Origin of the sequence: Pseudaquabacterium terrae (genome assembly GCF_013266755.1) — a bacterium.
GTDB lineage: Bacteria > Pseudomonadota > Gammaproteobacteria > Burkholderiales > Burkholderiaceae_C > Pseudaquabacterium > Pseudaquabacterium terrae.
Map to the genome: position 1 here is coordinate 281,917 of NZ_JABRWJ010000009.1, position 12,826 is coordinate 294,742.

Below are 12,826 nucleotides of genomic sequence, written 5' to 3' on the forward strand. Positions count from 1 at the left end.
GTAGGATGCGGCGCCAACGCATCATCACCAGGACAGCGAGGGAGGAATGGGATGCTGACGATGACGAGCCTGCGGCACGCCGACCTGGATCAAGCCGCCGCCGAACTGATGGCCAATGCCTGCACGCTGGCCGCCGGCGGGCTGGCAGCCGCGGCAGCCGACGCGTTGCACAAGCTGCAGTCGGACGGCCCGTGGCGCATCGGCCGCCATGGCGCATCGGCGCGGCAACTGGCACAACTGCTGCCGCGCACGTGCCTGCTGGCCGGACGCGCCTGCCCGCCGGTGGGCGACGAACCCGCGCGTGCGCACGACGCGCTGGCCTCCTGGGCCGAGCAGGAGGCCGCGCAGCAACTGCGCTCGATGGCAATGACCACCGCGCAACAACTGGCGCCTGCCGGCCAGGGCTGGACCGAGGCGGGCCTGATGACGATTGCGCACACCACGTCGTCCTTCGGCGGCCAACGGCCGCCGTTCACGCAGTTCTGCCTCGATGCCCAGGTGATCCTGAAGCGGCGCATCGCCGAGCGCTTCGGATTCGGCGGCGAGCCGGTCGAGATGCCGCCGGACGACGTGCTGGAATCGTTGCCGGCGGCGGACCTGCAGGCCCTGCTGGCGCGGCTGCAGTTCGCCGGTGCCGAGATCGCCGACGAGGCGCGGGCGATCCCGACGGCGACCATCGCCGAAGCGGCCGCCGCGCACTTGCTCCGGCACGAGCTGCCCACCGACTGGCTGAGCGAATTCATCTTCCGGGCCGCCGTCCTGCTGGAGTGCGCAGACGCTCGGCCCGACAGCGCGGCCACGATCGTCGCCGGGTGGTACGAGATCGACCCGGCTTGCGCCGCCCCGCTGCTGGAGATGGCGACGACCGAACCCGTGCGCGAGGCGCTCGCTGCGGGCCACTTCCGCGCGGCCCTGCACGTGCATGCCGCCGCGGCGGATCGCTACCTCGAGCTGCTGGATGAACGCCCGCAGCGGGCGCCGTCCGTGCCGGCGCAGCCGCAGTGGAACGGCGACACGCTGGCCTCCTTCGTCGCGCAGCTCGCCGGCACCCCGCTCGCCGGCCTGGACTTCGTCGAACTGCCGATCCTCGGCACGAGCGAACGTGCGTATGCCGCTGCCTGCCCGGTGGAGTCCGCCTACCCGCTGTGGCAGCGCGCGCGGGCAGCGGTCGATCGCACGCAGCGCTGGCCACTCGTCACCACGCTCTGGGGCAACAGGCGCACGCCGCTCGACCCGGCCTCCGTCGCCGACGAACTGTTCTCCCGCTTCGAGTTCGAGAACGGGCCGGCGGCGGACGACGTGTCGCCGCGCGCTGTCCTGGCGGCGGCCGAGGCCGTCGACCTCGAGGCCTACCTGGCACGCAAGGCAGCCGGGCGCGAAGCACCCGCCGAGGACGCCGGCGGCGCCGATGCTGACGAACCGGACCCGACGCTCGCGATGCCCGGCTGGTTCGAGCCCGACAACGCGCAGCTCGTCTTCCTGCCGACACCGCGCAGCGAGGATGCCCTGGCCTACCTGCACTGGTACGGCTGCCTGGACGGCGGCGCGGCCGGCATGATCGCGCTGATGCGCCGCTGGCGCGAGCGTTTCGGCGCCGAGCTGTTCGCGCACTACGGCACCATGCTGCAGCTCGTCGCCGCGCGGCCGCCAGAACAGCTCGACGCCGCGCTGGCGCTGGCGCACGAACACCACCTGGCCAGCAGCCGCGCGCTCGACTTCGCGGCCACGCTGCGCCACTACGCGCGCGGCTTGCTCGGGCACGAGCGCTGGTTCCTGCATGAGCGGCCCTGACAGCGGGCCACCAAGGAGAGCTCGACGATGACCCTCATCCGCACGACCGCCGCCCTGCTGCTCGGAGCCGCCGCCCTGCTGCCCCAGCCGGCGTCGGCGCAGGCCGACCCGGCCGAAGCGCAACGCCTGCACGCGCTGTTCGAAGCGCAATGGGAAGCGCTTGCCCGCGAGCATCCCGAATGGGCGACCTTTCGCGGCGACCACCGCTTCGACGATCGCTGGACCGACAACCGCCCCGCCGCACGCGAGCAGCGCGACCGCGCGGCACGCGAGCGGCTGCAGCAACTGCGCGCGATCGATCGCACCAAGCTCGGCGCCACCGACCTGGTCTCGCTCGACATGGCACTCGAACGCCTGCAACGCGAGGTGCGGCACCAGGCCTTCGCCGGTTACCGCACGATGTCGGTCGGCTCGATGCGCGGCCCGCACACCGCGCTGCCCGAGGTGCTGCGCTTCAACGCCAACTCGACGCGGCCGCAGGTCGAGCAGATGCTCGCCCGCGTTGGCGCCTTCCCGGCCTTCATCGACCAGGAGATCAACAACCTGCGCGAGGGCATGCGCCTGGGCTGGGTGCCGTCGAAGCCGGTGTTGCAGCGCGCGCTGATCACCCTCGACGGCCTGCTGGGCGCCCCCGAGGCCAGCCCGATCATGGAACCCTTCAAGACGCTCGGCTCGGCGATCCCGCTGGACGAGCAGCGCCAGCTGCGCGAGCGCGCGCTGAAGCTGATCGGCGAACAGGCGCAACCGGCGCTGCGCCGGCTGCGCGACTTCCTCGCCGGACCCTACCTCGCCGCCGCGCCGGCCGAGGGCGCGTATTCGGGCTATCCGGGCGGGGCCGAGGTGTATGCCGCGCTGGTGCAGGAGCACACGACGACGGCGTTGACGCCGGACCAGATCCACGCGATGGGCCTCGAGCTGGTCGGGCAGCTGCGCCGGCAGATGGAAGAGGTGATGCGCTCGAGCGGCTTCACCGGCGGCTGGGACGCGTTCCTGAGCTACCTGAACTCGGATCCGAAGTTCTTCCATGCCAGTCCCGAGGCGATGCTCGCCGGCTACCGCGAGATCGCCAAGCGCATCGATCCCGAGCTGCCGAAGCTCTTCGCCGAGCTGCCGCGCCTGCCCTACGGCATCCGCTCGATGCCGGCCTACCTGGGCCCCGGCGCTGCCGCCAACTACAGCCGCGGCTCGGCCGACGGCACGCGTGCCGGCTGGTTCAACGCCAATACGCAGGCCTACAAGGCCACGCCGACCTGGAGCATGGAAACGCTGGTCGCACACGAGGCGGCGCCCGGCCATCACCTGCAGACGGCCCGCGCGCTCGAGCTGCGCGACCTGCCGGCCTTCCGCCGCAGCGCCTTCTACACCGCCTACGGCGAGGGCTGGGCGCTGTATGCCGAGACGCTGGGCAGCGAGCTCGGGCTGTACACCGATCCGTACAGCCGCTTCGGCCACCTGCAGGCGCAGATGTTCCGCGCCGTGCGGCTGGTGGTCGACACCGGCCTGCATGCCAAGGGCTGGACGCGACAGCAAGCGCTCAGCTACATGATCGAGCAGACCGGCATGGACGCCGGATCGATGGCCGCCGAGGTCGACCGCTACCTGTCCAACCCCGGCCAGGCGCTGGCCTACATGGTCGGCCAGCAGCGCATCCTGGCGCTGCGCGAGCGCGCGAAGCAGGCGCTGAAGAGCCGTTTCGACATCCGGCAGTTCCACCACGTGATCCTCGACCAGGGCCCGATGCCGCTGGACGTGCTGGAGCGCCAGGTCGACGCCTGGATCCAGCGCTCGGGTGCCGTGGTAGCGGAAGTCGCCCGATAAAGATTTGCAATGACCGTTATCTGATCAATCAACCCACGCAATGCTGCACCGCAGCTAGAGTTCACTCCGTTGTCAGTCCTCACTCATCAACAAACGGAGTCGAACCCATGTCCCTCATCAACACCCAAGTCAAGCCGTTCAAGGCGACCGCCTACCACAACGGCAAGTTCGTCGAGCTGAGCGAAACCAGCCTGAAGGGCAAGTGGTCGGTGCTGTTCTTCTACCCGGCCGACTTCACCTTCGTCTGCCCGACCGAGCTGGGTGACCTGGCCGACCACTACGACACCTTCAAGTCGCTCGGCGTCGAGATCTACGGCGTGTCGACCGACACGCACTTCACCCACAAGGCCTGGCACGACACCTCGGACACGATCAAGAAGATCAAGTACCCGCTGATCGGCGACCCGACCGGCACGCTGACGCGCAACTTCGGCGTGATGATCGAAGAAGAAGGCCTCGCGCTGCGCGGCACCTTCGTGATCAACCCCGAGGGCCAGATCAAGCTGATGGAAGTGCACGACAACGGCATCGGCCGCGACGCGCAAGAGCTGCTGCGCAAGGTGCAGGCGGCCCAGTACGTGGCCAACCATCCGGGCGAAGTCTGCCCCGCCAAGTGGACGCCGGGCGCCGAAACGCTGGCGCCGTCGCTGGACCTGGTCGGCAAGATCTAAGCCGGCTTCTCCCCCTGCTCGCGACCGTTCATCCCGGGACCCTTACGGTCCCGGGTGGGGACGGCCTTTGCCTCGAACCCGGAGTTGACGCCCATGTTGGACACCGCCCTGAAGACCCAGCTCAAGGCCTACCTCGAGAAGCTGCAGCGCCCGATCGTGCTGGTCGCCGCGCTGGACGACACGCCGAAGTCGCAGGAGCTGCACGCGCTGCTGCGCGACATCGCCGAGCTGTCGCCGAAGGTCACGCTGGTCGAGCGCTCCGAGGTCGCCGACGAGCGCACGCCGTCGTTCGCGATCGGCCTGCCCGGCGAGCCGGCGCGCATCCGCTTCGCGGGCGTGCCGATGGGGCATGAGTTCACCTCGCTGGTGCTCGCGCTGCTGCAGACCGGCGGCCATCCGCCGAAGCTGGACGCGGCGCTGATCGAGCAGATCCGTGCGCTCGAGCCGGCACAGGACCTGGTCTTCGAGACCTACATGTCGCTGAGCTGCCAGAACTGCCCGGAGGTCGTGCAGGCGCTGAACCTGCTGGCGGTGCTGAACCCGCGCGTGCGCCACGTGACGATCGACGGTGCGCTGTTCCAGGACGAGATCGCGCAGCGCCAGATCATGGCGGTACCTACGGTTTACCTGAACGGGCAGGTCTTCGGCCAGGGCCGCATGGGTATCGAAGAGATCGTCGCCAAGCTCGACTCGGGCGCGGCGCAGCGTGAAGCCGTTCGCCTGCATGCCAAGCCGGTGTTCGACATGCTGATCGTCGGCGGTGGCCCGGCCGGTGCGGCGGCGGCGGTGTACGCCGCGCGCAAGGGCATCCGCACCGGCGTGGTGGCCGAGCGCTTCGGCGGCCAGACCCTGGACACGCTGGGCATCGAGAACTTCATTTCGGTCAAGGAAACCGAAGGCCCGAAATTCGCCGTCGCGCTGGAGCAGCACGTGCGCGAATACGAGGTCGACGTGATGAACGCGCAGCGCGTCGAGCGCGTGATCCCGGCCGACGAGCCGGGCGCGCCGATCGGCGTGCAGCTGGCCAATGGCGCGACGCTGCGCGCCCGCAGCGTCGTGGTGTCGACGGGAGCGCGCTGGCGCGAGGTCGGCGTGCCGGGCGAGCGCGAGTACCGCAACCGCGGCGTCGCCTACTGCCCGCACTGCGACGGGCCGCTGTTCAAGGGCAAGCGGGTCGCGGTGATCGGCGGTGGCAACTCCGGCGTCGAGGCGGCGATCGACCTGGCCGGTATCGTGCGTGAAGTCACGCTGCTCGAATTCGCGCCGCAACTGCGCGCCGATGCGGTGCTCGTGCGCAAGCTCGAGAGCCTGCCGAACGTGCGCATCGTGATCAATGCGCAGACGACCGAGATCACCGGCGCCGACGGCAAGGTCAATGGCCTGCGCTGGCGCGACCGGACGGCCGACGCCGAGCACGACATTGCGCTCGAAGGCGTCTTCGTGCAGATCGGCCTGCAGCCGAACACCGAATGGCTGCGCGGCACGCTGGCGCTGAGCAAGCACGGCGAGATCATCGTCGACGCGCGCGGCGCGACCAGCTTGGCCGGCGTGTTCGCCGCCGGCGACGTGACGACGGTGCCGTTCAAGCAGATCATCATCGCGGCCGGTGATGGCGCGAAGGCGGCGCTCGGGGCGTTCGATCACTTGATCAGGACGTCGGTACCGGAGGCCGTGGCCGCGTAAGTCGGCGCCTATTGGCAGGCGGTGATGCCGCCGTCCAGATACAGCACCTGGCCGGTCACGAAGGCCGCGCCGGGGCTGCACAGGAACACCGCCGCACCGGCGACGTCGGCCGGCTCGGCGACGCGGCCGAGCGGAATGCGGCCGACGATCTGCTCGCGCGTGGCGGGGTTCTCGAGCCAGTGCCGGGCCATTTCCGTACGCACGACAGTCGGCGCCAGGCCGTTGACGCGGATGCCGTGCGGGGCCAGCTCGCTGGCATGCTGGCGCACCAGCATCTGCAGCCCGCCCTTGCTGCTGCAATAGGCCGAGTAGCCGCGGCCGCGCAGGCCGAGCTGCGCGCGCACCGACAGCAGATGCAACTGCGCGCCGCCGCGCCGCGAAGCGATCTGCGCCTTGGCTGCCGCCTGCGCGAGGAACATCGCGGCCTTCAGGTTCAGCTGCAGTACCTCGTCGTAGGCGGCCTCGGTGACGTCGAGCAGCGGCTCCTCGCGCTGGATGCCGATGCAGTTGACGAGGATGTCGATCCGCCCCGCCGCCGCGACGCCGTCGCGGATCGACGGCACCGAGTGCGCATCGATCAGCGTCGCCGACGCGTCGTGACCGCCGGCGCGCAGCACGTCGACCAGCGCTGCTGCCTTGGCCTCGTCGCGCGCGCCGACCACGATCCGCGCACCGGCGATCGCCAGCGCCCAGGCGATCGTTTCGCCGATGCCGCCGGTCGCGCCGGCGACCAGTGCGCTCTGCCCGCGCAGGTCGAAGAGCCCGCGCAGCGACGCGGTGTCGAGTGGCGGTGTCACGGTGTCCATGGCTTCAAGTGTCCAGCACGCTCTTCTTGCCGAACAGCCCGCGTGACCGCCAGGTGACGATGGCGATGAACAGCAGGTACATGCTCATCAGCGACCATTCCGACGCGTAGGCCCCCGTCAGGCCGACGACCAGCCCGACCATCAAGCCAGCGATCACCGCGCCCCACAACGAGCCGACGCCACCGAGCACGATGATCAGGAAGGCCGGCACGACCGCATCGACGCCCACCTGCGGCCGGATGCCCCAGATCGGCGCCATCACCACGCCGGCCAGCGCCGCCAGCCCGACGCCGATCGCGAACACCACCATGCGCAGCCGCGACAGGTTGATGCCGAGCGCGCGCACCATCTCGCTGTCGTGCGCACCGGCCTTGATGATCGCGCCGTAGGGCGTGTACTCCAGGAACAGCCACAGCAGCACGATCATCAGCAGCGCGAAGCCGGTCGCGAAGAAGCGGTAGCGGGCATAGATCAGGTCGCCGATCAGCACCGCGCCGTTCAGCGCCTGCGGCAGCGGCAGCTGCTTCTCGGTGGCGCCCCACGTCAGTCGGATCAGCTCCTCGATCACCAGCGCGGCGCCGAAGGTCAGCAGCAGTCCATACAGCGGATCGCGGCCATAGGTGCGGCGCAGGCACAGCTCGAGCAGCAGGCCGAAGAGGCCGACGAAGACCGGCGCCAGCGCCAGCGCGAGCAGGTAACGCAGCTCGACCGACAGGGCCATGTACCACTGCTGCAACTGCGGGAACCAGCCGAGCTGCGGCGCCATCACGAACAGCGCCGCGTACATGCCGAGCGCGAAGAGCGAGCCGTGCGCCAGGTTGATCGTCTCCATCACGCCGACGATCAGCATGAAGCCGAGCGCGATCAGCGCGAACAGCAGCCCGAGCGACAGCCCGTTCAGCAGGTGCGGCAGGAGCTGCAGCAGCAAGTCAGACCTCGTAGCTCGATGGACTGGTCATACCTCGTAACTCGGTGTGGCCTCGTAGGTCTCCAGCTTGCACGCCGCCGGCGCATCCTTGTCCTGCACCTCCTTCGGATCGATCTGCGCCAGGATCTTGAAGATGTCGTCCTTCTCGGCCGGCGCGTCGTTGTAGCTGGCCATGTAGATCGTCTGCTGGCAGTGATGCGTCACCGGGTCGATCCACGCGTCGAAGTGCTGCAGCCGGTCGGCGGCAGCCATCTTGCGGCCTTCGAGCTTCTTGATCACCGCCAGGTTGTTGGTCGTGCCGGCCTCCTCGACGCAGCGCAGCAGCTCACGCGTGGCCATGTAGCCGTTGTGATAGACATTGCCCGGCACGCGGATCGCCATGCCCGGGTACTGCTTCTGGTACGCCGCGACGAATTCCTTGACGCCCGGCAGGCCGAGCCGGTAGTACCACGTGGTGCCGAAGACGCCGAAGATCGCCTCCGGTCCGAGGCCGTAGACATCGGGCCAGTCCTGCTGGTTGTTGATCCACGCCGCCGCCTGGTGCAGCTTCAATTGCACGACCTGCTGGCGCAGCGCCTTGATGTCGTCGCCGCCGACCGCGGTGGCCACGACCTGCGGCTTCAGCTGCTGCAGCTTCAAGAGATACGGCGAGAAGTCGCGCGTGTTCTGCGGCACCAACAGCTCTTCGACGATCTTGCCGCCGTTGGCCTCGACCACCGCACGCGTCGCCTTCGAGGTGTTGTGGCCCCACACGTAGTCGTTGGTCAGCAGCACCCAGTTCTTGCCGCTGGCCTTCATCGCGTTCTTGACGATGGCCTGCGAGAAATTGCTGCCGTTGCCGTCCCAGACGAACTTGACGCGGTGGCAGTCCTTGCCGGCCTCGGTCGGCGAGCTCGAGTTGGTGTTCAGGAAGATCGTGCCGTACTTCTGCGCCACCTGCGAGATCGCATTCGCCACGCCCGAGTGCACCGCGCCGATCAGGAAGGCCGCCTCGTTGCGCGTGATCAGACGTTCGGCCACGCGCGAGCCGGTCGCCGGCGTGGTCTCGGTGTCCATGTGCAGCGCTTCGATGCGCCGGCCGAGCACGCCGCCCTTCTCGTTGAACTCCCGGATCGCCATCATCGCGCCCAGCCGCTCCTCGCCGCCGGACGCCGCGTACTGCCCCGACGCGTCCATCGTCAGCCCGATCACCAGCGGCTTCTTCGCCGCCGCTTGCGCCCAGGCATGGTTGTGCTTCCACGGCCCGTAGAACGGTGCGGCGCCGTAGAGCCCGGCGCCCAGCAGCGCGAGGCTCGAACGCTTCAGCAGCGTGCGGCGGGTGGTCGGATCGGACGGCAGGTCGGAACGGTCGCTCATGGTCGTCTCCTCGTGTGATGCACGGACGTCAGTTCAGGCGCGCGGCACGATGCGCACGTCGTTCAATTGCTCCTGGGCCTCGAACAGCGAGGCGATCAGGTGTTCGCCGAAACCCAGGTTCACCGCCTGCACCAGCGCCTGGTGCGTCGCGGCGCCGATCGGGCTGGCCACCGGCAGCGTCTCGGCCAGGTGCGCGTAGTAGCGCAGGTCCTTGCGCGCATTGCCGATGCCGAACTTGAAGCCGTCGAGCGCGCCTTCCTTCAGCGTGCGCGTGGCCATCATCTGGAAGATGCCGCAGTTGACGCCGCCGACCGAGACCACGTCGTAGAGCTTGTTCAGATCGAGCCCCGACTTGGCGGCGACGGCGAAGGCCTCGGCGATCGCGCAGGCGAAGCTCATCGCCATCATGTTGTTGACGAGCTTGAGCACATGGCCGTGCCCGGGCGGGCCGACGTGGAAGATGTTTTCGCAGAAGGCGCGCAGCACCGGCTCGATCGCCGCGAAGTCTTCTGCCTCGGCGCCGACCATCGTGTTCAGCCGGCCCTCCTCGGCCTCCTTCGGCGTACGCGCCAGCGGCGCATCGATCAGCTTCGCGCCGCGCGCGGCGAGATCCGCGCGGAGGCGCGCCGTCGACGCCGGCTCGGCGGTCGAACAATCGATGATGCGCAGCCCTGGCCGCGCGCCTTCGAGCAGGCCGCCGCGGCCGTACACCACTTCCTCGACCTGCGGCGAGCCGGTGACGCAGACGATCACCGCATCGCATTCGCGCGCCAGCGCCGCATGGGTGTCGAGCTCCTGCGCGCCGGCCGCGAGCAGGTCGGCCAGCGTGTCGCGGCTGCGGTGCGCCTTGAAGCGCAGGCCGAAGCCCTTCGCGAGCAGATTGCGCGCGATGCCGTGCCCCATCATGCCCAGGCCGACCAGGCCGATCTGCTGCTGCGTCATGCGACGCTCCTTTCGGATGTGGGGTGGCGCGCGGCGTCCCAGTGGGCGATCAGCTGCGCGTAGCGGCGGGCGACATCGTCGATCACCGCGTCATCGCCGATCTCGCCGGCGAACCAGGCGCGCGCGGCCGGCGCGAAGACGGTGCGGCCGATCGCGAAGCCGCGGCAGATCGGATGCGGCGCGGCAGTGTGGAAGCTGCGCGCGATCGCCTCGTCGTCGGCATCATTGCCGAGCAGCAGCACGCCGCGGCAGTGGGGATCGTGGCGCGCAATCACGTCGGCGATCGCGCACCAGCCGGCCTCGCCGGACGGCGGCAACTTCCACCAGTCGGGCTTCAGGCCGGCGTCGTAAAGCTGCGCCAGCGCCTCGGCCAGCGTGCGCTCGTGGCTCGGCAACTCGCGCGGCGGCATCACTTCGAGCAGCCACTCGCGTGCGTCGGCGATGCAGATGCGCTGCAGCTCGGCCAGGCGTTCGAGCTGCGTTGCGCGCAGCGTCGGCGGATCGTCGGGATGGTGCAGCAGCAGGCACTTGGCGACGTGGTCGGCAGGCCAGTGCCGCAGCGCAAGTGCCAGGCCTTCGGGCGCCTCGAATTCGAGCGGCCGCGAGCCGGGCCGCTCGACCGCGCGGGCGATCCACCAGCCGCGGCCGATGGTCGCCGGGAACACGGCCTCGCCATAGCTGCTGTCCAGAATGATGCCGGCGCCAGGCCGGCCGGCGGCACCCTGCACTGCCGCGGCGTCGACCAGTTGCTTGAAGCGCTGGATGCGCACTGCGCCCTGCCCGTGCGCCTCGGCCAGCTGTTGCAGCTGCGCGCGGTGGTCGACGGCGAGCACCAGCAGCTCGGGCCAGGCGCGCGTGCGCGTCGTCACGCGGTGCAGGTGTTCGAGCTGCGCGTCCTCGCGCAGCCGCCGCGTCGGGCTGCCATGGAACAGGAAATGCTGCAGCTCGGTCCAGCTCGGCATCGCCGGCGCGCAACCGTGGCGCGAGACGACCAGCGCGCCGCAGGCATTGCCCCAGCGGCAGCAGCGCTCCAGCGGCTCGTCCTTCAACCAGCCGCGCAGGAAACCGGCCATGAAGGCATCGCCGGCGCCGAGCACGTTGAAGACCTCGATCGGAAAGCCCGGGCCCTGCAGGCCTTCATCGAGCATTGCGGGGATCGGGCCAGCGAAGGCGACGCAGCCGGCAGCGCCGCGCTTGAGCACCAGCAGGCCGGGCGTCAGGACACGCAGCCGCTTCAGTGCGACGATCGAATCGATGCTGCCACCGGCGATGTGGATCTCCTCGTCGGTGCCGACGACAAGGTCGCAATGCGGCACGATGGACTGCAGCACGGCGCTGACCTGCGCGCTCTCGACGAAACGCTGCTCGCCGAGGCCCGGCGCGGTCAGCCCCCACAGCACCGGCCGGTAGTCGATGTCCAGGATCACCCGCGTTCCGGCGGCGTGCGCCGCGGCGATCGCCGCCTCGCACGCGGCGCGCGTGCCGGGCTGCGACAGGTGCGTGCCGGAGATCAGCAGCGCACCGGCATCGGCGATGAAGCCGGGCTCGATGTCGTTTTCGCACAGACCCATGTCCGCGCAATTTGCGCGATAGAAAATCAGCGGGAAGGTGTCGCGGTCCTGGATGCCGAGGAACACCAGCGCAGTCAGCCGCTCGGGGTCGATGCGCACGCGGCTCACGTCGACGCCCTCGGCCGCCAGCGACTCGCGCACGAAGCGGCCGTTGTGCTCGTCGCCGACGCGGGTCAGCATGGCCGGCTTGAGGCCCAGGCGCGCCAGGCCGACTGCAGTGTTCGCGGGCGAGCCGCCGAGGTACTTGGCGAAGCTGCGCATGTCCTCGAGACGGCCGCCGATCTGGTCGCCGTACAGGTCGACCGCGGCGCGGCCGAGGCAGATCAGGTCGAAGCGGCGGGTCATGAGGCGCTCGCCTGCTTGCTCGTCCTGGTCGTTTTCGCGGTGCGCGCCGCCGGCTTGGCGCTGCCCTGCTCGGCCAGGCGGTGTCCGGTGCTGACCACCAGCGCCTGCGCCAGGCACAAGGGCGCGACCAGCGAGCGGAACGGCCGCGACGAATCGTCGGCAATCTCGAAGCACACGCGCGCCGAGGCCTGCAGCGGCGACAACGGCGCATCGGTCAGTGCGATCACCGGCACCTTCCGCGCGGCACAGGCCTGCGCCGCTTCGAGCACCTCCGGCGAATACGGCCGGAAGCTGGCGACGATCAGCACATCGCGCGCACCGATCAGGCGCAGGCCGTCGCGCAGCATGCCGCCGACACCATCGAGCAGCTGCGCCGGCAGCTCGAGCCGGCCGAGCGCATAGGCCAGGTAACACGCCACCGGAAACGCGCGCCGCTGCGCGAGCACGTGAATGCGCTCGGCCCGCGCGATCAGCGTCACCGCGGCCTGCAGGTCCGCCGCGCGGATGCCCTCCTCCAGTTGTCCGAGATCGGCGACCGCATCGCCGACCAGCTGGTGCAGCACGCCGCCGGGCGTGCCGCCACCATTGAACTGCTTGCGGCGCAGCTGGTCGATGCGCTCGCGGTAGCTGCTGCCGGAGCGCTCGACCAGGTGGCCGCGGAAGACCTGCTGCATCTCCGAGAAGCCGCGGTAGCCGAGCGCGTTGGCGAAACGCACCATCGCCGACGGCTGCACCTCGGTGGCCTCGGCCAGCGCAGCCACGGTGCCGAGCGCCAGCTCGTGCGGGTTCTCGAGCGCGAAACGCGCAATGCGCTGCTGCTGTTTCGACAGCGTCGGGAAAGCGCTGGAGATCACGCCTTTCAACTCTTCGTAGCTGCCTGCGGGGGTCATCGGGAGTTGCCCTGAATCTGAATCA

At 69.8% G+C, this 12,826-nt stretch carries 10 protein-coding genes; 4 read left to right on the top strand and 6 right to left on the bottom strand.

The window, feature by feature from the left end; translation table 11 throughout:
* Nucleotides 1-51: 51 nt before the first annotated feature.
* The 4 genes from HLB44_RS28015 (at nucleotide 52) to ahpF (ending at nucleotide 5,963) form a co-directional block, all read left to right on the top strand.
* Complete coding sequence (locus HLB44_RS28015; protein ID WP_173130807.1) at nucleotides 52-1,791, top strand: DUF4253 domain-containing protein; 1,740 nt, start codon at nucleotides 52-54, stop codon at nucleotides 1,789-1,791.
* Nucleotides 1,792-1,818: 27 nt separating this feature from the next.
* Nucleotides 1,819-3,609 (top strand): DUF885 domain-containing protein, encoded by a 1,791-nt coding sequence (locus HLB44_RS28020; RefSeq protein ID WP_173130810.1) that lies wholly within the window; start codon nucleotides 1,819-1,821, stop codon nucleotides 3,607-3,609.
* Nucleotides 3,610-3,716: 107 nt separating this feature from the next.
* Complete coding sequence (gene ahpC, locus HLB44_RS28025; RefSeq protein ID WP_173130812.1) at nucleotides 3,717-4,280, top strand: alkyl hydroperoxide reductase subunit C; 564 nt, start codon at nucleotides 3,717-3,719, stop codon at nucleotides 4,278-4,280.
* A gap of 93 nt (nucleotides 4,281-4,373) precedes the next feature.
* Nucleotides 4,374-5,963: an alkyl hydroperoxide reductase subunit F gene (ahpF, locus tag HLB44_RS28030; protein ID WP_173130815.1), complete on the top strand. Its 1,590-nt coding sequence runs from the start codon at nucleotides 4,374-4,376 to the stop codon at nucleotides 5,961-5,963.
* A gap of 8 nt (nucleotides 5,964-5,971) precedes the next feature.
* Here the strand turns inward: ahpF and HLB44_RS28035 are convergent, their stop codons facing one another.
* From HLB44_RS28035 to HLB44_RS28060, 6 genes are read right to left on the bottom strand one after another with little or no spacing between them, the layout of a single operon-like run.
* Nucleotides 5,972-6,769, bottom strand: coding sequence for an SDR family NAD(P)-dependent oxidoreductase (locus tag HLB44_RS28035; RefSeq protein WP_173130818.1), 798 nt, complete (start codon nucleotides 6,767-6,769; stop codon nucleotides 5,972-5,974).
* 4 nt (nucleotides 6,770-6,773) lie between these two features.
* Nucleotides 6,774-7,697, bottom strand: a complete 924-nt coding sequence (locus HLB44_RS28040; protein WP_217283823.1) for a branched-chain amino acid ABC transporter permease — start codon at nucleotides 7,695-7,697, stop codon at nucleotides 6,774-6,776.
* 27 nt (nucleotides 7,698-7,724) lie between these two features.
* Nucleotides 7,725-9,053, bottom strand: a complete 1,329-nt coding sequence (locus tag HLB44_RS28045) for an ABC transporter substrate-binding protein (protein WP_173130821.1) — start codon at nucleotides 9,051-9,053, stop codon at nucleotides 7,725-7,727.
* Between the two features lie 33 nt (nucleotides 9,054-9,086).
* Nucleotides 9,087-9,995: an NAD(P)-dependent oxidoreductase gene (locus tag HLB44_RS28050; protein WP_173130824.1), complete on the bottom strand. Its 909-nt coding sequence runs from the start codon at nucleotides 9,993-9,995 to the stop codon at nucleotides 9,087-9,089.
* Nucleotides 9,992-11,911, bottom strand: coding sequence for a bifunctional 5-dehydro-2-deoxygluconokinase/5-dehydro-2-deoxyphosphogluconate aldolase (locus HLB44_RS28055; protein WP_173130827.1), 1,920 nt, complete (start codon nucleotides 11,909-11,911; stop codon nucleotides 9,992-9,994). Before HLB44_RS28055 ends, HLB44_RS28050 begins: the two co-directional genes overlap by 4 nt.
* On the bottom strand, nucleotides 11,908-12,801 hold the full coding sequence (locus HLB44_RS28060; protein WP_173130830.1) for a MurR/RpiR family transcriptional regulator: 894 nt from the start codon (nucleotides 12,799-12,801) through the stop codon (nucleotides 11,908-11,910). The genes HLB44_RS28055 and HLB44_RS28060 overlap by 4 nt, the downstream gene beginning before the upstream one ends.
* Between the last annotated feature and the right edge of the window lie 25 nt (nucleotides 12,802-12,826).

Bases quoted from the DNA above. Each gene is read 5' to 3' on its own strand.
- HLB44_RS28015 (WP_173130807.1), top strand. From the start codon at position 52: ATGCTGACGATGACGAGCCTGCGGCACGCCGACCTGGATCAAGCCGCC.
- HLB44_RS28020 (WP_173130810.1), top strand. From the start codon at position 1,819: ATGACCCTCATCCGCACGACCGCCGCCCTGCTGCTCGGAGCCGCCGCC.
- ahpC (WP_173130812.1), top strand. From the start codon at position 3,717: ATGTCCCTCATCAACACCCAAGTCAAGCCGTTCAAGGCGACCGCCTAC.
- ahpF (WP_173130815.1), top strand. From the start codon at position 4,374: ATGTTGGACACCGCCCTGAAGACCCAGCTCAAGGCCTACCTCGAGAAG.
- HLB44_RS28035 (WP_173130818.1), bottom strand. From the start codon at position 6,769: ATGGACACCGTGACACCGCCACTCGACACCGCGTCGCTGCGCGGGCTC.
- HLB44_RS28045 (WP_173130821.1), bottom strand. From the start codon at position 9,053: ATGAGCGACCGTTCCGACCTGCCGTCCGATCCGACCACCCGCCGCACG.
- HLB44_RS28050 (WP_173130824.1), bottom strand. From the start codon at position 9,995: ATGACGCAGCAGCAGATCGGCCTGGTCGGCCTGGGCATGATGGGGCAC.
- HLB44_RS28055 (WP_173130827.1), bottom strand. From the start codon at position 11,911: ATGACCCGCCGCTTCGACCTGATCTGCCTCGGCCGCGCCGCGGTCGAC.
- HLB44_RS28060 (WP_173130830.1), bottom strand. From the start codon at position 12,801: ATGACCCCCGCAGGCAGCTACGAAGAGTTGAAAGGCGTGATCTCCAGC.